Annotated in this window: 21 protein-coding genes; 13 read left to right on the top strand and 8 right to left on the bottom strand. The window is 64.7% G+C overall.

From position 1 onward, the window contains the following. Positions 1 to 42: 42 nt before the first annotated feature. Together QX121_RS21915 and QX121_RS21910 are read left to right on the top strand one after the other, a co-directional pair. Positions 43 to 1200 (top strand): glycosyltransferase family 4 protein, encoded by a 1158-nt coding sequence (locus QX121_RS21915; RefSeq protein WP_315813004.1) that lies wholly within the window; start codon positions 43 to 45, stop codon positions 1198 to 1200. Then, positions 1197 to 2198, top strand: coding sequence for a glycosyl transferase (locus QX121_RS21910; RefSeq protein ID WP_315813003.1), 1002 nt, complete (start codon positions 1197 to 1199; stop codon positions 2196 to 2198). The genes QX121_RS21915 and QX121_RS21910 overlap by 4 nt, the downstream gene beginning before the upstream one ends. A 4-nt stretch (positions 2199 to 2202) precedes the next feature. Here the strand turns inward: QX121_RS21910 and QX121_RS21905 are convergent, their stop codons facing one another. The 4 genes from QX121_RS21905 to rfaD are packed head-to-tail and all read right to left on the bottom strand — an operon-like array spanning position 2203 to position 7877. Beyond that, complete coding sequence (locus QX121_RS21905) at positions 2203 to 4116, bottom strand: nucleoside-diphosphate sugar epimerase/dehydratase (RefSeq protein WP_315813002.1); 1914 nt, start codon at positions 4114 to 4116, stop codon at positions 2203 to 2205. Further along, positions 4113 to 5390: an O-antigen ligase family protein gene (locus tag QX121_RS21900; protein ID WP_315813001.1), complete on the bottom strand. Its 1278-nt coding sequence runs from the start codon at positions 5388 to 5390 to the stop codon at positions 4113 to 4115. The genes QX121_RS21905 and QX121_RS21900 overlap by 4 nt, the downstream gene beginning before the upstream one ends. Continuing rightward, positions 5387 to 6859 (bottom strand): D-glycero-beta-D-manno-heptose-7-phosphate kinase, encoded by a 1473-nt coding sequence (gene rfaE1, locus QX121_RS21895; protein ID WP_315813000.1) that lies wholly within the window; start codon positions 6857 to 6859, stop codon positions 5387 to 5389. Before rfaE1 ends, QX121_RS21900 begins: the two co-directional genes overlap by 4 nt. Before the next feature lie 37 nt (positions 6860 to 6896). Next, on the bottom strand, positions 6897 to 7877 hold the full coding sequence (gene rfaD, locus QX121_RS21890) for an ADP-glyceromanno-heptose 6-epimerase (RefSeq protein WP_315738936.1): 981 nt from the start codon (positions 7875 to 7877) through the stop codon (positions 6897 to 6899). 147 nt (positions 7878 to 8024) lie between these two features. On the opposite strand from rfaD, the gene waaF reads away from it, so the two are divergent. The 3 genes from waaF (at position 8025) to QX121_RS21875 (ending at position 10267) form a co-directional block, all read left to right on the top strand. Further along, positions 8025 to 9089 carry a lipopolysaccharide heptosyltransferase II gene (gene waaF, locus QX121_RS21885; RefSeq protein ID WP_315782753.1) on the top strand — a complete coding sequence of 355 codons (1065 nt, stop codon included), beginning with the start codon at positions 8025 to 8027 and terminating at the stop codon, positions 9087 to 9089. Positions 9090 to 9199: 110 nt separating this feature from the next. Further along, positions 9200 to 9739 carry a D-sedoheptulose 7-phosphate isomerase gene (locus QX121_RS21880; protein WP_409997766.1) on the top strand — a complete coding sequence of 180 codons (540 nt, stop codon included), beginning with the start codon at positions 9200 to 9202 and terminating at the stop codon, positions 9737 to 9739. After that, the gene (locus QX121_RS21875) at positions 9740 to 10267 is read left to right on the top strand and encodes an HAD family hydrolase (protein WP_315759124.1); all 528 of its coding nucleotides are present in this window, start codon (positions 9740 to 9742) and stop codon (positions 10265 to 10267) included. It begins immediately after the preceding gene. On the opposite strand, the gene QX121_RS21870 is transcribed toward QX121_RS21875, so the two are convergent. Beyond that, on the bottom strand, positions 10249 to 11295 hold the full coding sequence (locus tag QX121_RS21870) for a glycosyltransferase family 4 protein (RefSeq protein ID WP_315812999.1): 1047 nt from the start codon (positions 11293 to 11295) through the stop codon (positions 10249 to 10251). The genes QX121_RS21875 and QX121_RS21870 overlap by 19 nt on opposite strands. A 129-nt stretch (positions 11296 to 11424) precedes the next feature. Between QX121_RS21870 and galE the strand changes: the two genes are divergently transcribed. The 4 genes from galE to QX121_RS21850 all read left to right on the top strand — a co-directional run bounded on the left by galE (position 11425) and on the right by QX121_RS21850 (position 19528). Then, positions 11425 to 12438: a UDP-glucose 4-epimerase GalE gene (galE, locus tag QX121_RS21865; protein WP_315812998.1), complete on the top strand. Its 1014-nt coding sequence runs from the start codon at positions 11425 to 11427 to the stop codon at positions 12436 to 12438. A 102-nt stretch (positions 12439 to 12540) separates the two neighbouring features. Continuing rightward, the gene (locus QX121_RS21860) at positions 12541 to 14346 is read left to right on the top strand and encodes an ABC transporter ATP-binding protein (protein WP_315812997.1); all 1806 of its coding nucleotides are present in this window, start codon (positions 12541 to 12543) and stop codon (positions 14344 to 14346) included. A gap of 32 nt (positions 14347 to 14378) precedes the next feature. Next, positions 14379 to 15080: a fumarylacetoacetate hydrolase family protein gene (locus QX121_RS21855; RefSeq protein WP_315812996.1), complete on the top strand. Its 702-nt coding sequence runs from the start codon at positions 14379 to 14381 to the stop codon at positions 15078 to 15080. Between the two features lie 1328 nt (positions 15081 to 16408). Beyond that, complete coding sequence (locus tag QX121_RS21850) at positions 16409 to 19528, top strand: SIR2 family protein (RefSeq protein WP_315812995.1); 3120 nt, start codon at positions 16409 to 16411, stop codon at positions 19526 to 19528. Positions 19529 to 19668: 140 nt separating this feature from the next. Here the strand turns inward: QX121_RS21850 and QX121_RS21845 are convergent, their stop codons facing one another. From QX121_RS21845 to QX121_RS21835, 3 genes are all read right to left on the bottom strand, one after another. Next, a complete protein-coding gene (locus QX121_RS21845; RefSeq protein ID WP_315812994.1) occupies positions 19669 to 20598 on the bottom strand; it encodes an aspartyl/asparaginyl beta-hydroxylase domain-containing protein in 930 nt (309 codons plus the stop codon). A 222-nt stretch (positions 20599 to 20820) separates the two neighbouring features. Continuing rightward, positions 20821 to 20976, bottom strand: coding sequence for a hypothetical protein (locus QX121_RS21840; protein ID WP_315738952.1), 156 nt, complete (start codon positions 20974 to 20976; stop codon positions 20821 to 20823). Positions 20977 to 21151: 175 nt separating this feature from the next. Continuing rightward, on the bottom strand, positions 21152 to 21844 hold the full coding sequence (locus tag QX121_RS21835) for a PilZ domain-containing protein (protein WP_315812993.1): 693 nt from the start codon (positions 21842 to 21844) through the stop codon (positions 21152 to 21154). Between the two features lie 671 nt (positions 21845 to 22515). Between QX121_RS21835 and cpaB the strand changes: the two genes are divergently transcribed. Genes cpaB through QX121_RS21815 form a run of 4 tightly spaced genes read left to right on the top strand, consistent with a single transcriptional unit; the run spans position 22516 to position 26851 of the window. Then, positions 22516 to 23328: a Flp pilus assembly protein CpaB gene (cpaB, locus tag QX121_RS21830; protein ID WP_315738955.1), complete on the top strand. Its 813-nt coding sequence runs from the start codon at positions 22516 to 22518 to the stop codon at positions 23326 to 23328. Between the two features lie 17 nt (positions 23329 to 23345). After that, positions 23346 to 24815, top strand: a complete 1470-nt coding sequence (locus QX121_RS21825) for a type II and III secretion system protein family protein (protein ID WP_315738957.1) — start codon at positions 23346 to 23348, stop codon at positions 24813 to 24815. A 33-nt stretch (positions 24816 to 24848) separates the two neighbouring features. Then, a complete protein-coding gene (locus QX121_RS21820; protein ID WP_315782768.1) occupies positions 24849 to 25586 on the top strand; it encodes a CpaD family pilus assembly protein in 738 nt (245 codons plus the stop codon). Then, positions 25583 to 26851, top strand: coding sequence for a CpaE family protein (locus tag QX121_RS21815; RefSeq protein WP_315738961.1), 1269 nt, complete (start codon positions 25583 to 25585; stop codon positions 26849 to 26851). Before QX121_RS21820 ends, QX121_RS21815 begins: the two co-directional genes overlap by 4 nt. Positions 26852 to 26893: the final 42 nt, after the last annotated feature.

Raw genomic sequence — 26893 nt, 5'->3', positions numbered from 1 at the left:
TTGGCCTATACGGCGCTTCGACCGCCCGAGATCGTGAGTTTGATGTCCCCGCCCCGCTTCCCTTCGCCGCGCCGCCTGCTCTACGTGGCCAACGAGGACTACGCCTTCCTGATGCACCGCCTGCCGATGGCGCGCGCAGCGCGCGAGGCCGGCTACGAGGTGCATGTCGCGACCAACGTCAATGCCGGCGCCGCCGCGATCGCCGCCGAGCGCTTCATGCTGCATCCGATCCCATTCCAGCGCGGCGGGCTGTCGCCGTCATCAGCCCTGCCCACGATCCGCGCGATCCGCGCCGTCGAGGCCGCGATCAGCCCCGACGTGGTGCATCATTCCGGATTGCAATCGAGCGTGCTCGGATCGCTCGCCGCGCTCGGACGCACCACTCCGGTCGTCAACGCCATGACCGGCCTCGGCTATGTGTTCACGTCGGCGAGCTGGCGCTCGCGTCTGCTCAAGCAGGGCCTGCTGTGGCTGCTGCCCCGGCTGATGAACCGGGCACCGAGCTGCGTGCTGGTGCAGAATCCGGATGATCGCGAGGCGCTTCAAGCCATGGGCGTCCGGGGCGACAAGATCACGCTGATCCCGGGCTCGGGCGTCGACACCGATCGCTTCCAGCCGCTGCCGGAGCCGGACGGACCGATCACCTTCGGCTTCGCAGGAAGGCTGCTGACCGACAAGGGCGTCCGCGCCCTGGTCGCTGCGCACCGCATGCTGCGCCAGCAGGGCCGCGACGACCAGTTGCTGATCGCCGGCTCGCCTGATCCGGCCAATCCTGCCTCGGTCTCGGCCGAGGAGGTCGAGGCCTGGCGGAAGGAACACGGCATCACCCTGCTCGGCCAGATCAAGGACATCACCGAGCTCTGGCGCCGCTGCCACGTCGCCGTGCTGCCGTCGCATCGCGAAGGACTTCCGGTCAGCCTGCTGGAGGCCGCCGCCTGCGCCCGGCCGCTGATCTCCACCGATGCGCCGGGCTGCCGCGAGATCGCGATCCACGGCCAGACCGGCCTCTCCGTGCCGGTCGAGGACGCGCCCGCGCTGGCGCAGGCAATGGCGCAGCTGGCGACCTCGCCCGAGCTTCGCGCCCGCTATGGCGCGGCGGCCCGTCAACTGGTCGAGGACAAGCTCTCGGCCAGGATCATCGGCCGCTCGGTGGTCGCGCTCTATGACCGCCTCGCCTCGGCGCCGGACGCGCGCGGATGATCGCCCATCCAGCCGCAATTCTCGTCACCATTGCCGTGCTCGCGGCCGCAATGTGCGGTGTGCTGATCGTGCTGCTGCGCCCGGTGCTGCAGCGCTACGCGCTGGCGCGGCCCAACGCGCGCTCCTCACACAAGATCCCGACGCCCCAGGGTGCCGGCATTGCCGTCGTCGGCGCAACGCTCGTGGTCGGCGGCGCCTTTGCATCCGTGACGGGCTTTGCACCGCTGCTCATGCTGTTCATCGCGGCACCGATGCTGGCGCTGGTCGGCCTGGTCGACGACATCCGGCCAATCCCGGTGCTGCCGCGGTTCATCCTGCAGGGGATCGCCGTCGGCCTAATCCTGTTCACGGCACCGGCTGACCTCAAGCTGTTTCCGATGCCACTGCTGGTCGAGCGCACGCTGCTGCTGATCGCCGGCCTGTGGTTCGTCAACCTCGTCAACTTCATGGACGGGCTCGATTTGATGACCGTGGCCGAGGCCGTGCCGATCACGGTGACTCTCGCCCTGTTTGGCGTCTCCGGTGAACTGCCCTGGCCGGCGACCGCCATCGCTGCGGCGCTGGGTGGCGCCATGCTCGGCTTTGCGCCCTTCAACCGTCCCGTCGCAAAAGTCTTTCTCGGTGATGTCGGCAGCCTGCCGATCGGGCTGCTGCTCGGCTGGGGCCTGCTCCATCTTGCCTGGCAGGGCTACGTCGCGGCGGCGCTGCTGCTGCCGCTCTATTATCTGATCGATGCCACTTTCACCCTGTTGCGGCGGATGGCACGGCGCGAGCCATTCTGGGCGGCGCACCGCACGCATTTCTATCAACAGGCCACCGACAACGGCTTCACCGTCTCGCGCGTCGTCAGCGAGGTGTTCATCCTCAATGTCGTGCTTGCGACGCTCGCAGTCATCTCGGTCGCGCAGCGTTCCATGACGGCCGACGCCATCCTGCTCGTCTTCGGTCTCGGCGCCGTCACCTGGGTGCTGAGCCGCTTCTCGCGGCGGCGCCATTGAAGACTCAGGCCGCGCTCGAGCCGAATTCCGGCACCGCATCCTTCAGCACCGACTTGATCGTCACCGGATCATTGCGCGCGATCGCCTGATCGAGCGCCGCGATCCATGCCTTCAGCGTCTGCATCGGAGGCTCGTTCGGGGTGGCCGCCATGACGCCGGCGACGCCGATCTCGACCGGCGGCTCCTCGCTCGCGAACAGGATCTCGTTCAGGCGCTCGCCAGGCCGGATGCCCGTGAACACGATCTCGACGTCGTAGCCGGGCTGCAAGCCGGACAGGCGAATCATGCGCTCGGCCAGATCGACGATGCGGACGGGCTGGCCCATGTTCAACACATAGACCGAGACATCCGGGCGCTGCGGCGCCAGCGCATGCGAAGCCGCCGTGATCACGAGATCGCAGGCCTCGCGGATCGTCATGAAGTAGCGCACCATGTCCGGGTGCGTCACCGTGACGGGGCCGCCCGCCTCGATCTGCGCCTTGAACTTCGGCACCACCGAGCCGTTGGACGCCAGCACGTTGCCGAATCGCACCGATATCAGCCGCATCGGCGGCCGTCCCGTCGGCCGGTCGGCGAGCTGGCGATCCAGCGCCTGGCAGTACATTTCGGCGAAGCGCTTGGTGAGGCCGAGCATCGACACCGGCTCGATCGCCTTGTCGGTCGAGATCATCACCATGGCCTCGGCGCCTGAGGCCACCGCGGCATCGGCCACGTTGATGGAGCCGAAGATGTTGGTCTTGACGCCCTCGCTCCAGTCGCGCTCGAGGATCGGCACGTGTTTCAGCGCCGCCGCGTGGAAGACCAGATCCGGCTTGAACTCGCCGATCAGCGCGAACACCCGGTCGCGATCGCGGATGTCGGCGATGCGCCCCTCGACGGCGACGTTCGCCTCGGGATCGGCAGCGAGCGCCTCGGTGATCGCATAGAGCGCCGGCTCGGAATTCTCCAGAATGAGCAGCCGCGCCGCGCCGAATGCCACGACGCGCTGGCAGATCTCGGCGCCGATCGAGCCGCCGCCGCCGGTCACCACGACGGTTTTGCCACGCACCAGCGCTTCCAGCCGGCCGTAATCGATCTTCTCGCTCGGCCGCAGCAAGAGGTCCTCGACCGCGACCGGCGCGAGCCTTGGCGCATCGCCACTCTCCAGCGACGGCAGGCGGCTCACGATCAGGCGCAACCGGCGCGCCCGCATCAGGAAGGTCTCCGGATGACAGTCCGGATCGAACGCGGTCGGCATCATCAGGGCGCGCGCGATCGGCCGATCGCGACGGGCAAAGTCGGCGGCGACGTCCTCGACATCATCGATCCCGCCCAGCACCGGCACGCCGCGGATCAACTGCCCCCGGTCGGCGGTCGACGGCGAGAGAATGCCGATCGGCCAGATGCGCTTGACCGCGCCGCTCTCGATGCCGCGCAGCACGACCTCGGCGTCGGCCGCACGGCCGATCAGGAGCGCGGGGGCGGCGTCCTCGGACCGCGCGTGCCGTCGCACCCGCGTATAGCGGAAGTAGCGATAGGCGAAACGCAGCGCGCTCAGCGCAAAGATCTCCAGGAACCAATAGAGAATGATCGTGAGCTTGCCGAAGAAGAAGGTGCCGCGGACGTTCGGCGCGACGATGATGTAGTCGAGCACCAGCAGCGCCAGCGTCAGCACGGTCGCGACGCGGACGATGTTCAGCGCGTCCGGCAGCGAGATGAACCGCCACTTCGTCGTCAGAAGGTTCGAGAAGTAGAAGACGACGAAGCTGAAGGCGATGAAGTACGGCAGGATCTGCAAGAGCAGCGGCACTCGCTCCCAGAAGGTGCTGGCGCCTTCGAAGCGGATATAGAACGCCGCGAACAGCGCGACGACGCTGACCAGGAGGTCATGCGCGACGATCAGCAGGTTCCGGGAGGTGAGTTGCGAGAGGCGCGTCATGCTACGACCGGCTCCGCATCGGGCTCTATCCTCGATCGTAGCACCATGCCGCCGGCCACGCCGACGCCGATGACATACATCCACCCTTCGTGGAAATCGAAGATGTGGGAATTGAACAGCGAGGTGAAGATGTTCTGCACGACCACGAGAAGTCCGATCCAGGGCACCAGCCCGTCACCGCGGAACAGCAGGAGGTGCACGGCCCACATCGCGTAGAGAATGACGATCCCGAGCGCTCCCCATTGGACCGCGACGTAGAGCGTCTGATTGTGCGGATTGCCGACGACCTGACTTGAGGAGAGGTCGCGCGACCCGCTCGCGGCCAGCTCGAACAAGTGACGCGTCGAGCCCGAGCCGTGTCCGATCAGCGGCGCGTCGGCCAGGAACCGCAACGACTTGCGCCAGAATTCGAGCCGCTCGCCGATCGACGTGACGGCGCGATCGTTCCTGTAGTCCTGATATTGGCTCGTGAACGTCGCCACCTTGCCCTGCAATTGCGGGGACACGGTCCATGCAGCGAGACCCAGCGCAAGGGCACCGGCCGCGATCAGCAGGTTGTCGCGCCATTTCAAGTGGATCAGCCCGAACACCGCAAGCAGGATCGGGATCGTCACCAGCGCGGTACGCGAGACAACGATGAAGATCATGTTGGCGAGGAACGCGATCATGATCGCGGTGAGCAGGCCGGCCGGAAGGAAGCGGCGGGCGCGCAGCAACTGGGCGATCGGATAGGCCAGCGCCACGGCGCAGAGCGAGAACTCCTGGCCCTGGTCGATGTAGTTCTTCACGAAGATGCCACGATCGGCATTGGCCTTGAGCGCGAGCGCAGGATTGAACGCGACCGCGGTCGACACCACGACCATCAGCACGCAGGAGGCGAGAAACGCGGCGAAGACCCACAGCCCGCGCTCCGACCGCTGGAAATGGTAGAGCAGCGCGGGCAGCACCAGAAGCTTCGCCGCCGGTCCCACCGCGTAGAGCCGTGCGCCCCACGCCACGTCCGACCACAGCGTTCCGACCAGCGCCAACAGGAAGAGCACGATCGGCGCCAGCGAGGTCGGCCGCTTCAGGACCTGCAGCAGACGCTCGACGTCGAGAAACGGCAGCATCGTGATCAGCATGACCACGCCCAGGATCGACACCAGCGACGTCGACCACGGCAACGACGCCGCGAGCAAGATCGCCACGACATCGACCGTCGTCCGCCACGCCGCCGGATCGCGCCAGCGGCGCGCCAGCAGCGCTGGGCCGGGATAACCTGCCAGCGCGCTCATTGCGCCTCGCTTCGGGCGCGATCGACCAGCGCGGTCGTGCTGTGCCCTTTCAGGATGTCGATCAGAATCACCTCGCCGCCGGCGGCTTCGACGACCTCGTGCCCCACCACCTGTTCGCGCGTATAGTCGCCGCCCTTGACCAGCACGCTTGGCCGGACCAGCTCGATCAAGCGGAGCGGCGTGTCCTCCGCGAAGATGGCGACGACATCAACCGCCTCGAGCGCGGCCAGCACCTCGGCGCGCGCGCGCTCGTCCTGAACGGGGCGGCTCTCGCCCTTCAGCCGCCTGACCGAGGCATCGCTGTTCAGCCCGACCACGAGACGGTCGCAGGCGGCGCGCGCCGCGGTCAGCACCTTGACGTGGCCGGGATGCAGAATGTCGAAGCAGCCATTGGTAAAGCCGACGCGCAGGCCCTCTCCCCGCCACCCCTCGACACGGGCGGCGAGTTCGTCATCGCTCTCGATGATCTTCTCCTCAGCGGCACGGTAGGCATGCGGCAGGATCTTTCGACGCAGTTCGGCCGATGTCACGCTGGCGGTGCCCTGCTTGCTGACGGCCACCGCCGCAGCGGCGCTCGCCATCCGCAACGCATCCGCCCAGGCGGCGCCGGCCGCGAGCGTCGCGGCAAGCACGGCAACAACCGTGTCGCCGGCGCCGGAGACGTCGCGCACCTTCACGGGATAGGCCGGCACGTGAATCGGATCGCCCTCGCGCGGTACCAGCGTCATGCCGCGCTCGCTCTGCGTCACCAGAATTGCCTCGCAGTCGGCGAGATAGATCGCATCCTGCGCGGCTGCGGCGATCTCGTGCCCGGTTTCGGCCCGGCTGCGGGTCGCTTCCGAAAACTCCTTGCGGTTCGGCGTCAGCACGCTCGCGCCGCGATAGATCGCGAGATTTGCGCTCTTGGGATCGACGATCACGCGCTTGCCGGCCTTGCGGGTCGCGTCGATCACGTTGCGCAGGACGCGCGCGGTGAGCACGCCCTTGGCGTAGTCCGACAGCAGCACGATGTCGGCCCGCGCAATCAGCGGCAGGATGGCCTCGATCAGCTTCTGCTCGACCTCGCCGATCGCCGGTGAGGCGCGCTCCCAGTCGGCGCGCAGCATGTGGGTGGAGAAATGCTCGGAGACGAAGCGCACCTTGCGCGTCGTCGGCCGCGAGGGATCGCGCACGAGCACGCTCTCGATGCCGCCCTCCTTGGCGAGCTCGGCCTCCAGCTGGTCGCCGGCCGCATCCTGCCCGACGAGACCGACGAAGATGCAGCGAGCGCCGAGCGCGGCGATGTTGCGCGCGACGTTGCCGGCGCCACCGATGTTGATCTCGCTGCGCTGGACCGCGATGACAGGCGCCGGCGCTTCGGGGGAAATCCGCGACACCTCGCCATAGACGAACTCATCCAGCATGAGGTCGCCGATGCACAGCACCGTCTGGCGGGCGATCGCTTGCGAGAGATCGTCAAAGTCGAACATCAGCGGCAGTCTCGGTGAGTGGTCAGAACCAGATCGTCTAGCGGAAGCGGTCGGTAGAATCGAGATAGTCTCGGACATAGCCAGCGACCGCGTCCTCGAGCGACGTGAAGCCGCCGTTGTAGCCGGCGGCCAACAGCCGGTCGACCTTGCTCTGGGTGAAATACTGGTAGCTGCCGCGAATCGCTTCGGGCATGTCGATGTACTCGATCCGGGGCGTCGCACCGAGCGTGGCATAGGCCGCCAGCATCATGTCCTTGAAGCTGCGCGCCTGTCCCGTGCCGACGTTGAACAGGCCCGAGACGGTGGGAGAGGCCAACAGCCACAGCATCACGCGGACGACGTCGTCGACGTAGATGAAGTCGCGGCGCTGGTCGCCATCGGCGATGCCTTCACGGTGCGACTTGAACAGTTGCAGGGTGTGCCCGGCCTTGATGTCGTCGAAGCGGCGGGTCAGCACGCTCATCATCGATCCCTTGTGGTATTCGTTGGGACCGAACACGTTGAAGAACTTGAGCCCGGCATATTGTGGCGGCAACCTTTCGCCGCGCTCGGCGCGCGCAGCGACCGCCATGTCGAACAGATGCTTGCTCCAGCCATAGAGATTCATCGGCCGCAACGTCTTCAGCGCCGCGAGCGACGGATCATCCACGAAGCCCTGCGCGCCGTCGCCATAGGTCGCCGCCGACGAGGCGTAGATGAACGGCGTGGAACTTTCGGTGCACCAGTCGAGCAGGCGCAGCGAACTCCGGAAATTTTGCTCCATCACGAGGTCGCCGTCGGTGACCGTCGTGGCGGAAATGGCTCCCATGTGCAGGACGGCGTCAAGCCGACGGCCCCTTAGCCATTCGCCCAGATCGGATGGCGGCACGACGTCCGCCAGCTGCCGCTTGGCGAGGTTGCGCCACTTGCCCTCGCTGCCGAGCGTGTCGCAGACGACGACATCCGTGCGTCCCGCGTCGTTCAACGCCGCAACCAGATTCGATCCGATAAACCCGGCGCCGCCGGTCACCAGCAACATTCAGCAACCCGTCCTGATCCCGAAAACCCCGCCCTCGCGTAGCGCATGCGACGGCAAAGTGTAAGCGCTTTGGTGTCGGCTCGCTCGGGCCACTTTACCTGCGGCGGCCGAGCGGCTACCAGCGCGCCAAAGCCAGGCAGACAAAGAATGAATTCGAATTCGACCAAGGTCGAGGTGGACGCGGCGGACACCAGCCCGATCCTGATCATTCCCTATATGTGGATCGGCGATTTCGTGCGCGGCCACACCGTCGTGCGGGTGCTCAAGGAGCGCTGGCCGAACCGGCCGGTCGACCTGCTGGTGACCTCGCTGTGCGCGCCGCTGGTGGATTACATGCCCGGGGTCCGCTCCGGCATCGTCTGGGATCTGCCGCGCAGCCGGCTGGCGCTCGGCCGGCAATGGCAGCTCGCCGCGATGTTGCGCGAACGTCGCTATCGGACCGCCCTGGTGATGCCGCGAACCTGGAAATCGGCGCTGGCACCGGCGCTGGCCGGCATCCCCGAGCGGGTGGGCTTCGTCGGCGAGGTCCGCTTCGGCCTGCTCAACCGCTGGCGCTGGGGCGAGAAGGCGCTGCCCCGCTTCATCGACAAGAATGCCGCGCTGGCGCTGCCCGACGGGGCGCCGCTGCCGCCGGAATGGCCGGTCCCGCAGCTGCGGGTGCCGCCGGAGGACGTCGCGCGCTGGCGCGAGGCCAATGACCTGGGGAACCGCCCGGCCGTGGCGCTGGCACCGGGGTCGGTGGGTGCCGCCAAGCGCTGGCCCTATTACGGCGAGGCGGCCCGGCTGTTGCGCAATGCCGGCCTCGACGTCTGGGTGGTCGGCGGCCCCGGCGAGAAAACGCTCGCCGCCGAGATCGTCGCCACCGGCGGACCGGCCGTCCGCGACCTGACTGGAACCGACTTGCGCAACGGTATCCTGGCCATGGCCGCGGCCGGCGTCGCCATCTCCAATGATTCGGGGCTCATGCACATCGCCGCGGCGCTGGGGACGCCGACCATGGGTATCTTCGGTCCGACCAGCCCCTACCACTGGGCGCCGCTGAACGGTCTTGCGGCGACGGTCCAGACCAGGACACAGGTCCCCTGCCAGCCCTGCCACCGCCCGGTCTGCCGGATGAACGACCACCGCTGCATGCGCGACATTCCGGCAACCGATGTTGCCACCATCGCCCAGCGGATCCTTGCTGACGCGGCCATACCGGTCGTGCACTAGCTTGCGAAGCGACACCGCGCCCCATACACCGGCCCTGACGTAACCCGAGCCGCCACGTGACCCGCGCCCCCGACCCGATCGCCAACCATCTCGCCCGCTCCCGCGCCGCCATGGAGCGCGCCGCCGACGATGCCGCGATGCTCGCCAGCGCCCGACGGATCGCGGCGAGGATCATCGCGGCGCTGCGCGGCGGCCACAAGCTGCTCATCGTCGGCAATGGCGGAAGCGCGGCGGACGCCCAGCACATCGCGGCCGAGATCGTCGGCCGCTACAAGCAGGAGCGGCCGGCCTATGCCGCCATCGCGCTGACCACCGACACCTCGGCGCTGACCGCGATCGGCAACGACTACGGCTTCGATCATGTCTTCGCCCGTCAGGTCGAAGCGCTCGGTACACCGGGCGACGTGCTGCTGGCGATCTCGACCTCCGGCCGCTCGCCGAGCATCCTCAATGCGCTGCGCAAGGCGCGCGAGCGCGGGCTGGTCACGGTCGGCTTCACCGGCGCCAAAGGCCTCGCGATGGGCGAATCGTGCGACGAGATGCTGGTGGCGCCGAGCGACGACACGCCGCTGATCCAGCAGATCCACCTCGCGACGGCCCACGGTATCTGCGAGGTGATCGAAGCGGCGCTGATGCAGGACGAGGGCTAGATGACGACTGCTCAGCTCAAGCCGGCGGCGTTTCTCGACCGCGACGGCGTCATCAATCACGACGACAACTACATCGGCTCGCGCGAGCGCATCCGTTGGATGCCGAATGTGGCCCACGCGATCCGGCGCCTCAATGACTCCGGCTATCACGTCTTCCTCTTCACCAACCAGTCCGGAGTTGCCCGCGGTCTGTTCAGCGAAGACGACGTCATGGGTCTGCACGACTGGATGCGGGCGGAGCTCGCGGCGCAGGGGGCTGTGATCGACGACATCCGCTATTGCCCCTACCACACCGAAGGCTCGGTCGAGCGCTATCTGCGCGAGCATCCCTGGCGCAAGCCGGCGCCCGGCATGATCCTCGACCTGATGCAGCACTGGCCCATCAGGCGCGAGGGCAGCTTCGTGATCGGCGACCGCACCTCGGACATCGCCGCCGCCGAGGCGGCCGGCCTGCCCGGCTTCCTGTTCGCCGGCGGCGATCTCGATGCGTTCGTCGCCGACATCATCGCTCAGACCAGTCGCCGATAGACGGCGGCGATCTTGTCGGCCTCGGCCTCGAGGCTGAACCTCTCCACCACGCGCTGCCGCGCCCGCTCGCCCATCGCCCGCGCCGCATCCGGATCGCGCATCAACGGTTCGAGCGCAGCGACCAGCGCATCGACGTCGCCCGGCGGCACCAGCACGCCGGTGATGCCGTCCTCGACCACGATCTCCGCCGCGCCGGCGCGCGCCGCGACCAGCGCCGCTCCTGCCGCCATCGCCTCGATCAGCGTGAGACCAAAGCCTTCGTTGCGCGAGGTGAAGGCGTAGATCGTGAGACGCTGGTACCAGCGCTGCACCTCGGCGATGTCGAGCTCGCCGGTGATGACGATGCGCTGCTCCAGGCCCGCGGCGGCGATCTGCTTCTTCAGCTCGCTCGCGAACGGCATCTGCTCGGGCGTCACGGCGCCAACCAGCACGGCGGAAAAATCCGGAAAACGCGGCAGCAGCCGGCACATCGCGGCGACGAACACATCGCTGCCCTTCTGCGCACGGACGCGGCCGAAGCAGCCGATGGCATGTTTTCCCGGCAGTCCGCTCTCGGCGAAGGCCGCGGCGCGATCCGCTGGCGGCGTATAGATCTCGGTGTCGACGCCATGCGTCACCACCGTCGCGTCGCGCTTCAGATACGACGCCGAGATGTCGCTGGTCGCGATGATCGCGTCCATGCGGCGGATCAGCCAGCGCGTGATCCAGCTGTGATGGCGCTGCGCGGCCGAAGTGAACACCAGCTTGAACGGCCAGCCGAGCGCGCGCATGATCACGCCGACGATCATCTCGTTGTTGCGGCGCGCGTGCCAGATCAGCGGCCGCCGCCGACCCCACAGCTTGAAGATATCGCTCGCACCGATCCGCGCAATCCCATCCGGCGCGTAGGAGCCGAGCCAGGCGGCGCGCACGCGCTGCGCCAGCTTCGGCGCCACCATCCGGTTGGTCGCCGTCACGCCGGAATAGCGCCGGTGCAGGTTGGGCACGATCACGTCGAGATCGGCGGCAGAAACACGCTCGGCTTGCACCACTCACTCCAATTGCAGCGGTTCCCTATACGCAACATTAAGCATCGCCGCCAGTTCGCTATGCACGCAAGAGGTCCTTCACTTCGCCGGCGTTAGTTTGCCGGAAACAAACAGGGATCGCGTCAAACAATGACCGTGCTCGTGACCGGCGGCGCCGGCTATATCGGCAGCCACATGGTGCTGGCGCTGGCGGAAGCCGGCGAAAGCGTCGTGGTGATCGACAACCTCTCGACCGGCTTTTCGGCATTCGTCCCGGACGGCGTGCCGCTGTTCATCGGCGATGCCGGCGATGAAAATCTCGTGGATGGCGTCATCAGCCAGCACGGCGTCGACAGCATCATCCATTTGGCGGGCTCGGTCGTGGTGCCGGAATCGGTGCGCGATCCGCTGCTGTACTACCGCAACAACACGATGACCACGCGCAGCCTGTTGAATGCGGCGGTCAAGCGCGGCGTCAGCCGCTTCGTGTTCTCCTCGACCGCGGCCGTCTACGGCAATCCGGACGAGGTGCCGGTGCCCGAGAGCGCGCCGACCCGTCCGACCTCGCCCTACGGCACTTCGAAGCTGATGGCCGAGATCATCCTGCATGACGTCGCCTCGGCGCATGACCTCAACTACGTGGTGCTGCGCTACTTCAACGTCGCCGGCGCCGATCCGTTCGGGCGCAGCGGGCTTGCCACCGTCGGCGCGACGCATCTGATGAAGATCGCGATGGAGGTCGCGACCGGCCAGCGCGCCAAGATCGACGTCTTCGGCACCGACTATCCGACCCCCGACGGCACCTGCATCCGCGATTTCATCCATGTCTGCGATCTCGTCCAGGTGCACCGCGCCGCGCTGGCCTATCTGCGCACCGGCGGCGGCTCGGTCACGCTGAATTGTGGGTACGGCCGCGGCTATTCCGTGCTCGAGACCATCGAGGCCGTCCGGCGCGTCTCCGGTCGCGCCATTCCCGTCCAATACGCGCCGCGCCGCCCCGGCGACATCATGAGCATGGTCGCCGACACCAGCCGTTTGAAGGCGCTGCTCGACTGGACCCCGACCTATGACGATCTGGAAACAATCGCCGCCCACGCCCTGACCTGGGAGGAGAAACTGTTCCTGGAACGCCACAGCGGCACGCTGCAGCGGGCCTCGGCCTAGAATCAACGACTTAGCCGGACGCCGGGGGGCTTGAAAAAGCCGCCCCGAGCGGGCAAGCACTGCTGTCCGCCCGGCGATTTGTCCCGGCGGCCAGGGACCAGAATGGCCGAATTTCCGAAGAAGATCACCGACGATCCCTATGGCGCCGCGATCCTGATCCGCCGCCTCGTGATGGAACAGGGCATCCTCTACTGGCGTCGCTATCTCACCGCTTTCGCGCTGATGGCCGTCTCGGCCGGCGCCAGCGCCGGCGCCGCCTACATCCTCGGCCAGGTCATCAACAAGGCCTATGTCGACAAGAGCATCCCCGGCATCGCGGTGCTCTCCGGCGTCACCGTGCTCCTGCTGTTCGTCAAGGGCGTCTCGACCTACGGCTACGCGGTGATCCTGTCGAAGATCTCGAACGCGATCCTCGCCAACAACCAGCGCCAGCTGTTCGCCAAGCTGATGAGCGAGAGCATCAGCTTCTTCTCCGAGCGCCATTCGTCGGAGTTCCTGGCCCGCCTCACCGCCGGTGCCAAGTCGATCACCGACGTCCTGACCATGCTGATCAACGCGATCGGCCGCGACCTGCTGCTGCTCATCAGCATGATCGCCGTGATGGTCGCGCAGGATCCCTGGATGTCGCTGCTCGGCCTGGTCGTCGTGCCGCCGGCCATGCTGGTGTTGCGCAAGCTGGTGAAGCGCATCAAGGGCCTCGCGCACAGCCAGTTCACCGGCAATGCCGACATCCTCGAGACGATGCAGGAATCGCTGCAGGGCATCCGCACCGTGAAAGCGTTCACGCTCGAGGACGCGATGCGCGCCCGCATCGACGAGAACATCGCGGTGGTCGAGCGCAACGCCAACAAGATGGCCCGCGTCTCCAACCGTTCCAACCCGCTGATGGAGATGCTCGGCGGCTTCGCGGTCGCCGGCTGCTTGATGTATGGCGGCTATGCCGTGGTCGCGCTCAACGCCACGCCCGGCCAGTTCTTCTCCTTCATGACCGCCTTCCTGATGGCGACCGAGCCGGCCAAGCGGCTGGCGCGGCTCAACATCGATCTCAACAGCCAGCTCGTCGGCGCGCGCATGCTGCTCGAAGTGGTCGACAGCCCCGCCAGCGAGCAGCCTGACGACGACAAGCCGGCGCTGAGGCTGACGCAGGCCAGGATCGAGCTGCGCGACGTCTCCTTCGCCTATCGCGACAACGAGCCGGTGCTCAACCGCATGAGTTTCGTCGCCGAGCCCGGCAAGGTCACCGCGCTGGTCGGCCCGTCCGGCGGCGGCAAGTCGACGGTGCTGGCGCTGCTCCTTCGCTTCTACGAGGCGACCGAAGGCGACATCCTGATCGACGGTCAGTCGATCTCGAACGTGTCGCGCCGCTCCCTGCGCGAGCAGACCGCCTATGTCGGCCAGGACGTCTACCTGTTCCGCGACTCGATCCGCGCCAACATCGCCTTCGGCAAGCCGGGCGCGACCGAGGCCGAGATCATCGAGGCGGCGAAGGCCGCCTGCGCCCACGACTTCATCATGAGCTTCCCGCTCGGCTACGACACGCCGGTCGGCGAGCACGGCACCCAGCTCTCCGGCGGCCAGCGCCAGCGCATCGCGGTGGCGCGTGCGCTGATCCGCAACGCGCCGATCATCCTGCTCGACGAGGCCACCGCGGCACTGGACTCCGAGTCGGAGCGGCAGGTGCAGGAGGCCATCGAGCATCTCTGCCAGAACCGCACCACCATCGTCATCGCGCATCGCCTGCACACCATCATGAACGCCGACGCCATCCTGGTGGTCGAGGCCGGCGAGATCGTCGAGCGCGGCCGGCATGACGATCTGTTGCGCCGTGGCGGCCGCTATGCTTCGTTCTTCCGCCTGCAACAGCGCGACATGGGGCCGAATGTGATCCCCATGACCGCCACCTCCTGACCCGCCCATTTCACCGCACCCGAGATCGTTTCATGAGCGCCTCCACCGTCATTCCGGCCCTGCCGCAGCCCTCTCTTCCCGTCGTGGGCGAAGCCGGCGTTTTTCCCGTTCGCCGCATCTGGTGCGTCGGCCGCAACTATCTCGAGCACATCCGCGAGATGGGCAATGACGAGCGCGATCCGCCGTTCTTCTTCGCCAAGCATGCCGACATGCTGGAGCCGGACGGCGCCGTGATCCCCTACCCGCCGCTGACCAAGGACATGCATCACGAGGTCGAGCTGGTGGTCGCGCTGAAGAGCGGCGGCCTCAACATCCCCACCGACAAGGCGCTCGACCACGTCTACGGCTACGCCGTCGGCATCGACCTCACCCGCCGCGACCTGCAGCTCGCCTCCCGCAAGATGCAGCGCCCCTGGGAGGTCGGCAAGTCGTTCGACCACTCCGCGCCCTGCTCGGCGGTGGTGCCCGCGGCCAAGATCGGCCACCCGTCGACCGGCAAGATTTGGCTGTCGGTCAACGGCACCGAGCGCCAGAAGGGCGACCTCTCCGAGCTGATCTGGAACGTGCCGGAGATCATCTGGAAGCTCTCCCAGCAGGTCGAGCTCGGCGCCGGCGACATCATCATGACCGGCACGCCCGCGGGCGTCGCCGCGATCGTCCCCGGCGACAAGATCGAATGCGGCGTCGACGGCGTCGGCACGCTGAAGGTGAGCATCGGGCCGGCGGCGGCGTAAGCGGCGGCTGCCTGAAGGCAGCGGCCTGCCCCTTGCTTGCAGACATCGCTTTCAAAAAGGCCGCGCCGTGCGCGGCTTTTTTCATTGGTCATCCTGCCCGAAGGCGGACACGCTGCCGGCGCCACGGACGGTCCACTCCCCTCCCCCTTGCGGGGAGGGGTCGGGGGTGGGGGTCCACGAATCCCGCTCTCTCGATCGACCGAGACAAACTCGCGCAACGTCATCAACTCTCACATCGGCGCTCCAACGCGTAGCTCGGCCCATCTGCCTCCTCGCGCCCCGAAGCGCCGTCCAAGAGGAAAGATCGGACGCGCTCCTCATATCGTTCAGCGCCCGGAGACCCCCACCCCCAACCCCTCCCCGCAAGGGGGAGGGGAGTTCACCGTTTCTGCGGCGAGACGTCGCGTCCCCGACGGACAAGGCCCGCACACCCCCTGCTCCGCCCGCGCTTGATCACCGCGCCCGATCGCAGCCAAGCCCCGGGGTCACCCTCCCCTGGAGGGGGAGGGTCGCCTCACGAGGAGCGAAGCGACACGTGAGGCGGGGTGGGGTGATCTCTCCACGACCACCGGCGCCCGCTGAGAGATCACCCCACCCCGCTCGCCCGCTTCGCGCGCGAGCGACCCTCCCCCTTCAGGGGAGGGTGAGACCTGCTTTGCGACATCATCTGATCCACAATCTCAAACAGCGTTCAGGCTGAGACGAGCATCCACGCTCTCGCGACGCATTCCGCGCCCGAGCTATGCCCGAAAGTCCCGCCCTCACCGAATGGAGGGCGCGAGGAAGGCCGGACCTCGGCTGAGGCCCGTGGCCCGCCTGCAGAAAAAAAAAAAGCAGGCGGCAGTCACCACAGGTACAGCCGGACAGACCCGGCCTTCCCCGCGCGATGGTTTTAACAAGCTATAGCGCGCTCTTCCTGGTGCACCGGGCTTTCTGGCCACCATGTCGCGCAATGCGCTGACGCGCATTACGCTGGACACTAGCTTCGGAGTGTCAGAACCACACGCCTTCACCGTCCGCGAGGCAAACGTTCGTCCGTGCTCATCACACGCCGCCCGCCCGCGTCCACCGCTCCCCGCTGCCAACGTCCGTGACGACCGCGAACCGTCCCCTACCGTGCACCGGGATGGGGCGGACAATAATGCTGATTTGGCGAAATTGTCAACCCATTTGCTTGCTTCTCAGCACAACCAGACGCTCGTGGATAAACAACGCCTGATTTGCAAGACGCGAATAAAGTCCTTTATGCTCGTCATTGTTGCGTCCAGGAGCTAGTTTGATCGCGATCATATTCTCTACCCATCGAACGAATTAACGGAGCGACTCGTGTGACAAACAGGCTAGCCGAAGCACTTCCGAAACCTCTTGTTGACGCGGTTGCCGAAGGACGCGCCATTCTTTTCTTAGGTGCGGGAGCATCACGTGGCGCCGTACACGCGCGAGGACTCGATGTACCTGATGGCAACAAGTTGAGAGACATGATCTGCGACCGATTTCTCAACAACGAAATGAAGTCAGCGTCTTTACTGGAGTGCTCCGATTTCGCCATCGACAGCCACGACTTAGGAACGTTCCAACAATTCATTCGAGATACTTTTATAGATTACCATCCAGCCCCATTTCACAAGCTTTTGCCAAGCTTCAACTGGGCAGCGATATTTACTACAAATTTCGACCTCATAACTGAGCGATCATATGAAAATCAAACACACAGCTTAGTAACGTACATTAAGAACGGACAAAAAATCGACCTCGAACTAAGAAAGAAATCTGACTCTATCCTGTTCACAAAATTGCATGGCTCGATCGACCACTATATGGACTTCGAGATACCATTAATCTTGTCGAGCGACCAATACGTGTCGTTTGCAAAGAACCGCAACATGCTGTTCGATCGTCTTTTAACCCTTGGCAGTCAACTCCCCATCATTTTCGTTGGATATCGCGCCTCCGACCTCCACATCAAAAAGATATTCTCTGAATTGGACCAATTTGGTCAGCGGCGGCCACGATACTTCTACGTCGGTCCAAACATCGGACAGTACCAACGCAGCTATCTAGATTCGCGACGTACTACGTGTGTTGACGCAACGTTTGAGTCATTCTTGGAAGCGCTAGAGGAGCGCATCCCGTCCAAGCTTCGCTCTCTTAAGATTGATCTAGATAGAACCATCGCTCCGATGCGGAAACACCTTCGAGTGAAGGATCCAAAGCCCTCTGGAGACCTCGCATCGTTTCTAACCGATGACGTCGACTATATCTTTTCCACAATGCCCATCCCCGACGGAAACGACGCAGACTTCTATGAAGGGATACCACAAGGTTTCTATGCGATAGCCAAAGATCTCGACGTCCGGCGATCCGCCAAGATCGATACCATCCTCGCCGACGTATTCCTAAAAGACGGCGCCGAGGCTGCGAGTAACTCCGTTGAACTTTGCGTTGTTAAAGGCGCGGCAGGCGCCGGAAAGTCTGTTTTTTTGCGTCGATTAGCGTGGGAAGCCACAACGACGTTTGACTGCTTATGCCTCTTTCATCGTCGAACTGGCTCTCTACGCTTCTCGCCGATCGATGAGCTATACGGCCTAACCGGAAATCGCATCTTCCTTTTTGTAGATAGAGCCGCATATCACGTCGACGAGTTGGAAACGTTATTGTTGAACGCCAAAAGTCGCAAGGTCCCACTTACGTTGATCGTCGCGGAACGCCACAACGAATGGAACGCCAGGTGCGACCGCTTGGACCGGCACGTGCAATACGAAGAGGAGCTGTCGCGACTTTCCTCTAACGAAGTCGAAGAGCTAATATCGAAGCTTCGGACGGCCGGCGCACTCGGACAACTGTCTGACAAGACCAATTCAGAATGCAAAGAAATCATTGAGCAGAAGCTGGATCGTCAAATTCTGGTAGCTCTTCATGAAGCGACAAAAGGTAAATCTTTCGAAGAGATTGTGATCGATGAATATAACAGGATAATTCCGATCGAAGCACAGCTGCTCTATTTGGACGTATGCACAATCCAACGGCTGGGCGCCGACCTGCGAGCAGGGTTGCTTTCCCGAATCGGGGGAGTTTCATTTGAGGAATTCAGAGAGAGGCTGCTCCACCCGCTTGAAAAAGTCGTATTCGTATCAAAGGACCAATACAGCAAGGATCACCTGTACAGAGCTCGGCATCAACTTATAGCTGAGATCGTCTTCGAGAATGTGCTTCGGACACAGAAGCAGAAGTTCGATGCCCTTCTAAGACTAATGAAGGGTATGAATCGTGATTACGCCTCCGATAGTGACGCATTCGAGACCCTCATGCACGGGTCCACGCTAAAGGCCATTTTTTCCAATGCAGACCTTGCACGAGAGCTTTTTGATGAAGGAGTGGCGCTAGGAGGCGACATTGGCTTCATTTTGCATCAGCGCGCCGCATTCGAGGTTCAGCACAGCGACGGCGATCTCAAAATCGCCCTAGAAGCGATTGAGAAGGCACTCACGCTAGCGCCAACGGACAAGGCTAGACTGAACACAAAAGCAAACATCCTGCGCCGGCAGGCTCTTGAGACAAGCAATGAAATTAGACAAACTCATTTAAGGTCTGAAGCCATACGCGTACTAAATCTAATAGACAATAAGGGGCAACGCGACTTTGTTCTCGCACTGAATATACACATTGACGAACTTAATGATCTTTTGAGAGCGCCGTCGCGTGGCGACTTGAGTCAACGCGCAATAGCAGAGAATATTCAGCACATAGAGAAGTCGTTTGCGACCGTAAAGTCCAAATTCGAGGCTGATCCGTACGTCCTTCAGGCAGAATCCCGGTACCGAGAGCTTATCAAACAAGATGCGCGCGCGTTTTCAGCTCTAAAGCGTGCCTATAATCTGAATCGGTCGCTGACGCATATTGCTCTCCGCCTCGCGCGAGCCTTGTATGATCGAGGAGAAGCGAGCGAAGCCATCAGCGTACTCACTGACACACTAGCTCGAGCCCCTTCCAAGGAGCTGCGATTTGAATTCGCGCGCCTGCTATCGGATCTTCCAGACGGAAACCGATCGGAGGAGATTGAAAGACTGCTGGAGAGATCGTTCGATCCTGACGATCATCAGGTCCTGCCTAGATTGTTTCTACTCCGCGAGTATTGGAGTAGATGCCAGAACGAGAAATTCTGGCATTTGCAGAAGGATCTTCGGCAAATGGAAGCTCCTCGCCAACTTAAACTCGAGCCCAATCTGGTTATAAAATTGGATGGAAGGCCCGCGATATTTACGGGTCGAGTGCGTCGCAAAGAGGCTGACTATTGTTTTATTGCACCAGACGGCGGATATGCGGACGTCTTTCTCCATCGGCGGCACGCTAAATCCCTGGATTTTGATTCGATCAGCGTCGACTCTCGTATCTCTTTCTCTGTGGGATTTTCGGTGCGTGGAGCTACTGGATTTGTAGATACAGACTAGCTTCCCACGGCTTGCAAGGACGTTTCATATTGGGCCGCTAAGACGACTTAGGTGCAAGGCCAGAGATTAGCAATCAGGATTGAAGGTCCGCAAAAGGGGGACGGCCGATCACGCCCCTCTAATCCGCCCTATTTTATTCCTCACCGAAACGCCGACACCACGATCGCCCCGACGATCGCCACCGTCAGCGTGTACTTCGCCGTGTAGTACACCGTCCGGTTCCACGCCTTCACCTTGCGCGTGGCGAGGTGAAACTCATACAGCTTGCCGAACACCTTGTTGAGCACGCCGACGTGCTCGCCCTCGACGTTCTGGGTGGCGGAGGCCTTGACGATGTGGTGGCTGACCCAGCGGTTGATGGCGGCGATGACGCCGAGCTTCATCGGGCGCTCGACGTCGCAGAACAGGATGATGCGGTTGATTTCGGTGGCGTTCTCGGCGCTGTGGATGAAGGTCTCGTCGAACATGAAGGCCTCGCCGTCGCGCCAGACGCAGGGCACGCCGTCGACAACGATGCGGCACTTGTCGGAGTTCGGCGTCACCAGGCCAAGGTGATAGCGCAGCGAGCCGGCGAAGGGATCGCGGTGGGCGCCGAGCTTGCCGCCGGGCGGCAGCATCGCGAACATCGCGCCGTGGACGTTCGGGATGGAGTTCAGCAGCTCGACCGTCTTCGGGCACAGCGTGCGCGCCGACGGCAGGAAGTCGTCGTACCATTTCAGATAGAAGCGCTTCCAGCCACTCTTGAAGAACGAGTAGAAGCCCCAGTCGTTGTTGGCGGCGGCGGCGCGGATGAAGCCCTCGTCGAACAGCCGCACCGCCTCCTCGCGGATCTCCTGCCAATTGTCGGTGAGCGTCTTCAGCTCGGGAAACCGCTCGACCGGGATCACCGGCGTGTTGGGCACGGCCGAGCCGGCATACATCAGCACGTTGTAGGGGGCGAGATAGGTCGAGTGGTCGCCGAGCTGGCGGGCGAAGCGCAGCCGCTGCTTGCCGCGGAAGTGGACGTAGAGGGTGGCCCCGATCAGGATGTAGAGGCCGATGAGCTGTGGCGCGAAGAGCTGTCTGAGCATGTCCGGTACCCATGATCCGGCCGCTCAGAGCGTGTTGCGCAGAACCGTGTCGCCTTCTGGGCGAGGATTCAGATGGTGCTCTGATGCCGGCCAAGCGCCTCAATTTAGCCGCAAGCGCGGCCGGCCGCATCCCTTCGCACATGGGTTGTGAACGGGAATCGGGGTTGAAAGTTCTGCGGCGTGACCCGGCTGCAACAGCCGCCGGCCCCGGCTGCAATCATGCTAAGCCCGCGTCAGCTCCTGCAAGCCCTTGAAGGTCAGCCGCTTGGGGTCCCGGACGCCGGCGAGATACATGCGGCGGATGAAGACGGCCACCGCGTCGCGGTCGCAGCCGGTGAGGACGACGATGGCATCCACCGCGGTCTTCTGGGCCTCCATGGGACTGGTCCTCCTGGCAATGCACCCGGCAACGCAAGCTTTCACGATGCCGATTAACATCGCGTTAACCGTGCGGACGGCCGCCAGTTCCCATGCCGCGATTCCCGCCATCGCTCCATACGCGAAACCGCGCAGGCCGGAGCGGCCGCCGTCGAACGCCGCAGGAGCGCCGCCGTCACACCAGGAAGAAGTCCTCGGGCGCCCCGATCAGGCGGTCATCGCCGTGGGCCACGAGCTTCCGCCGCATCGGGCGCGCCGGCGGCGTGATCACCCGCCGTTCGAGCTCGTTGGCGCCTGGCAACTGGTCGACGAAGCGGACGGCGAAGCCGCTGGGGAAATGCCTGATGACGCGGCCGATGCAACTGCCCACCGCCAGCGGCGTGCCGATCTCCGGCTGGATCTCCGCCGACACCGCCGCGCCCGACATCGAGGCATCGATCACGAAGCACGGGATGCAACGGCCGTCGGCGAGCGTCAGCGCCGAATGCGGCGAGTTCGGCACGAAGCGCGCATCGCGGCGGGAGTCGCGGATCGACGGATCCTTCTGCTTCTTCTCCAGCCAGACCAGCTTCTCGGCGAGCTTGGCGCGCTCGGCGCGCGTCATCTCCAGCTCGAGCAGAAAGCCGCCATGCACGGTGTCGCTGATCTCGCCTTCGAACTTGCCGAAGTCGCGGAAATACGAGGTCAGACGATCGCCGACCTTGCCGACCACGGGCACCTCGAGCAGCGCGCGAAACGGCGACACCCGCGTGGTGCGGCAGGCGAAGGATCGCAGCCGTCCTTCCGGGGAATACCAGTTCGAGAGCGTGTAGGACCCGACCGTCTGAATCCTGACCGCGCGCTGCTTCAGGAATCGAGCAACCGACATTGCACGTCTCCCCTCGAACCCATGATGTCCCCGATGGCCCGGCCCCCGCCGAGGCACGATCTGCCTGTTACAATTTCTGCGTGCATTTTCGGTCGAACTAACTCGAAGTGGGCAAAGCCGCCATGCCCCGGACCGTGCGCGCAAATTCTTGAGGAAATCTGAATCCGAAACGGAAATCCCGCTCAACGGAATCGTATGTCCAACCCGTTTCCGCTTTCTGAAAATGCCGGCCCGTCAGATTACGGTGGGGCGCGGCCCGTATTCGTCCCAGGCACGAACGGCTGATCGCATCAGCCGCGGCGCGATCGCGTCACGACGCACACCGTCTCACGATGAGCGTGCGTTCGCGTTCAACGTGATTAGTCAATGATTCATCCTAACGCGCGACCACCGAGGCGCGTCTGCAACTCACAATTTCATTCAATCGGGTGAGCAACTATCAGCGCGCGCAACCGCGCTGCCAGCAAACAGCTAACACGTTCGCGTCGTTTCGCTATTTGCTCGCTAACAACCTGTTCACCACTTGCGCAATCGGTCCGCACGGCAGCGGCTGCCGCCTATGCTGTTCAATTTCGCATATACTATTGCCGCTTAGTCGTAAGTGAGGGGGACGGCTGTCAGTCGGCTCGCGCGTCGCCCCAGGCGTATGAGTAAGCAAAGTAGTCACGCGTATGATGACCGCACGCATCGTGGTGTTAACCATCGCTCTCGGCGCGGGCGGCGTTGCGGCCTATCTGGTCAGCAATTCCGACGGCCAGCGGCAGACGCCGGCGGCGCCGGTCGTGCAATTGCCGACGGTCGAGGTGCTGGTCGCCAAGAACGACATCGGGCTCGGTCAGGCGATCAAGCCCGGCGACCTGATCTGGCAGACCTGGCCCGAGGCCGCGAGCAACATCTTCATCCGGCGCGGCGACCGTCCCGAGGCGGCCAATCAGCTGGTCGGCACCATCGCCCGCTCGCCGTTCGTGATCGGCGAGCCGATCCGCGAGCAGAAGCTGGTGAAGGCGGACGGCTCCGGCTTCATGGCGGCGATCCTGCCTGCAGGCATGCGCGCGATCTCCACCGAGATCTCGCCCGAGACCGGCGCCGGCGGCTTCATCCTGCCGAACGACCGCGTCGACGTCATCCTGTCGAAACGCGACAAGAACCCGGACAAGCCCGGCGCCGCCGACTTCGTCAGCTCCGAGATCATTCTCTCCAACGTCCGCGTGCTCGCGATCGACCAGGCGCCGAAGGAGAAGGAAGGCCAGAACACCGTCGTCGGCAAGACGGTGACGCTCGAGCTCAAGCCCGAGCAGGCTGAGACTTTGGCACGCGCGCGACAGGCCGGCTCGCTGGCGCTGGCGCTGCGCAGCATCGCCGACGTGAACGCCGCCGACGGCAACAAGACCGAGACGCAGCAACAGCAGCAGATGGCGCGACGGGGCAGCGCCATCGAGATCATTCGCTATGGGATCACGAGCTCGCTCACGGCGCAGAAGTGACCGAAAGGACGAGGAAGATGATGGGTGGGCATCAACGCGCAAAATTCGGGACGTGGGTCGTCCGCGCGCTATCGACATCGGCCGTGATCGGCCTCGCGCTCAATCCGGCGCTGACGCCGGTGAAGGCGGCTGACGACAGGCTGGAGACGCCTGTGGTGTCGGTCGGGTCGTCGAAGGTTCGCTTCCTCTCGCTCGGCATCGGCAAGTCCGTGGTCGTCGACTTCCCGCAGGACGTCAAGGACGTGCTGGTCGCCGATCCCAAGGTCGCCAACGCCGTCGTCCGTTCGGCCCGGCGCGCCTACATCATCGGCGCGGCGGTCGGCCAGACCAACGTCGTGTTCTTCGACGGCGAGGGACAGCAGGTCGCGGCCTATGACATCGCGATCAAGCGCGATCTCAACGGCGTGCGCCAGGCGCTGAGCCAGAGCATTCCCGGCGTCAAGATCGACGGCGTCGGCGAGGGCGTGATCCTGACCGGCTCGGTGTCGAGCCCGGTCGAGGCGCAGCAGGCCAGCGAGATCGCCGCTCGCCTCGTCGGCGGTGCCGACAAGGTGGTCAACTCGATCGTCGTGCGCGGCCGCGACCAGGTGATGCTGAAGGTCAACGTGTCGGAGGTCCGGCGCGAGATCGTCAAGCAGCTCGGCATCGATCTCAGCGCCAGCATGACCTACGGCACCGCGGTCGTGAACTTCAACAACACGAACCCGTTCACCGCCTATGGCAGGTCGCTGGTCGGCACCAACGGCCTCTCCGCCACCGGCGGCGGCTTGTCGTCGGTCTCGGCGACGATGCGCGCGATGGAGACGGCGGGCGTGACCAAGACGCTGGCCGAGCCCAATCTGACCGCGATCTCCGGCGAATCCGCGACCTTCATCGCGGGCGGCGAATTCCCGATTCCCGGCGGCTATTCCTGCGATCCGACCACGCGGGTCTGCAGCACCTCGATCACCTACAAGAAGTTCGGCATCTCGCTCAACTTCACGCCCGTCGTGCTCAGCGAAGGACGCATCAGCCTGCGGGTGATGACCGAGGTGTCGGAGCTGTCGAACGACAATGCGATCACGGTGTCGTATGCGCTGACCTCGGCCTCGACGTCGTCGGTGACGATCCCCGCGATCCGCACCCGCCGCGCCGAGACCACGGTCGAGATCCCCTCCGGCGGCTCGATGGCGATGGCCGGCCTGATCCAGAACCAGACCAAGCAGGCGATCAACGGCCTGCCCGGGCTCAATCAGCTGCCGGTGCTCGGCCAGCTGTTCCGCAGCCAGGACTACGTCAACAACGAGACCGAGCTGATGGTGCTGGTGACGCCCTATGTCGTGCGCGCCGTGGCGCAGAAGGAGCTGTCGCGTCCGGACGACGGCTTCGCGCCGGCCACCGACTCGGAGTCGGCGCTGCTCGGCCGCATGAACCGGCTGTACGGCATCGCGGCCAGGGTCGACGCGGCCACGGGGCAGCCGGCCGGCTTCGGCTTCATCATCGACTGAGATTGCGGGACGACGGGGTACGGGGGAACGATCATGTCGGCAACATCCACACCAGGCGGCGGACGCACGCTGCGCCGGATCGGCGCCATCGCGGGGCTGGCGCTCACGCTCGGCGCCTGCAACACCACCACCGGCGAGGTCGTCGCGACGATCCCGGACGACTACAAGATCCGCCATCCGATCGCGATCGAGGAAGGCCGGCAGTCGACCGTCGTCTTCATCGGCAGCGGACGCGGCGGCCTGACCTACCAGCAGCGCGTGGACGTCGCGGGGCTCGCGCGCTCATGGCTGCGCGAAGGCACCGGCGGGATCATGGCGGAGGTGCCGGCAGGCACGTCGAATGCGCGCGCCGCGGCCGACGCCTATCGCGAGATCCGAGCCGTGCTGACTGCCGGCGGCGTGCCCTCGCACGCGATCTCGATGCGCAACACCATGCCCGACGATCCGCGGCAGCTCGCCGTCATCCGGCTGAGCTATCCGAAGATCGCCGCCGTCGCCGGTCCCTGCGGGCTGTGGCCGGACGATCTCGGGCCGAATATCAACAATCCCGGCTACAGCAGCAACCAGCACTATCAGAATTTCGGCTGCGCCACGCAGCGCAATCTCGCTGCGATGATCGACAACCCGGCCGATCTCGAGCAGCCGCGCTCGGAGATGGCCGCCTACACGCCGCGCCGCTCCGCACTGTTCGAGAAGTACCGCAAGGGCGAGTCGACGGCGGTGGCGTATCCGGAGTCAGACAAGGCCAAGCTCAGCGATACAGGCAAATGATCAACGCGTCCCGTCAGAGCCAGGATGAGCAGCCCGGCCCCACCGGCCCGGCCCTCGACGATCACATCGCGCCGGTGCCGCGCGTCTCGGTGCAGGCATTCTGCGAAACCGACCAGACCTCGGCCGCGATCCTCGCGGCGAGCCAGGACCGAAGACTCGGCAAGGCGCACATCACGATCAAGGCGGGCGGCATGCCGCGCGCCATCGAGACCTATCACTCGCAGCCGACGCCGAACGTCATCTTGATCGAGACCAGGCCCGGCGGCGACATTCTCGGCGGCCTCGACGACCTCGCCAGCGTCTGCGATCCCGGCACCCGCGTGGTGCTGATCGGCAGCCCGTCCGACGGCGTCGCCTATCGCGAGCTGGTCCGGCGCGGCGTCAACGACTATGTGATCGGCCCGGTCGAGACCATCGACGTGATCCGGTCGGTCTGCAGCCTGTTCTCGGCCTCGGAGGCCGTCATCACCGGCCGCATCATCGCCGTGGTCGGCGCCAAGGGCGGCGTCGGCGCCTCCACCGTCGCCCACAACGTCGCCTGGAGCATGGCGCGCGACCTGACGCTGGATTCCGTCGTCATCGATCTCGACATGGCGTTCGGCACCGCGGGACTGGACTACAACCAGGATCCGCTGCAGGGTATCGCCAACGCCGTGTTCCAGCCGGACCGGCCGGATACGGCGCTGATGGAGCGCCTGCTCGCCAAATGCACCGAAAATCTCAACCTGCTCGCCGCACCCGCGACGCTCGACCGCGTCTATGATTTCGGCGCCGACGCGTTCGACGCCATCTTCGACACCCTGCGCATGACCCAGCAATGCATCGTGCTCGACGTGCCGCACCAATGGTCGGCCTGGACGCGGCATGCGCTGATCAATGCCGACGACATCCTGGTGGTCGCCGAGCCCGATCTGGCGAATCTGCGCAACGCCAAGAATCTCCTGAGCGTGCTCAAGGCCTCGCGCCCGAACGACCGGCCGCCGCTGTATTGCCTGAACCAGGTCGGCATGCCCAAGCGGCCGGAGATCGACCTGAAGCGCTTCGCCAAGACCGTCGAGGCCGAGCCGGTCGCGATCATCCCGTTCGACTGCAAGCTGTTCGGCACCGCCGCCAACAACGGCCAGATGATCGCGGAGATATCGGGGCTGAGCCGCACGCCAAAACTGTTCCAGGACATCGCGAACCGGCTCACGGGACGGATCGACCACAAGCCGCAGCGCGGATCGCTGCTGGCGCCAATCGCGAAACTGCTCGGCGCGAAATAGCGCCTTAGATCATGATCTCCGCGCAAACGCCTTTGGCGTTTG

The sequence above is a fragment of the Bradyrhizobium sp. SZCCHNR2028 genome, assembly GCF_032380995.1.
Lineage (GTDB): Bacteria > Pseudomonadota > Alphaproteobacteria > Rhizobiales > Xanthobacteraceae > Bradyrhizobium.
Note: the sequence above shows the minus strand (reverse complement) of the source record. Positions and strands in the feature narration are given on the sequence as shown.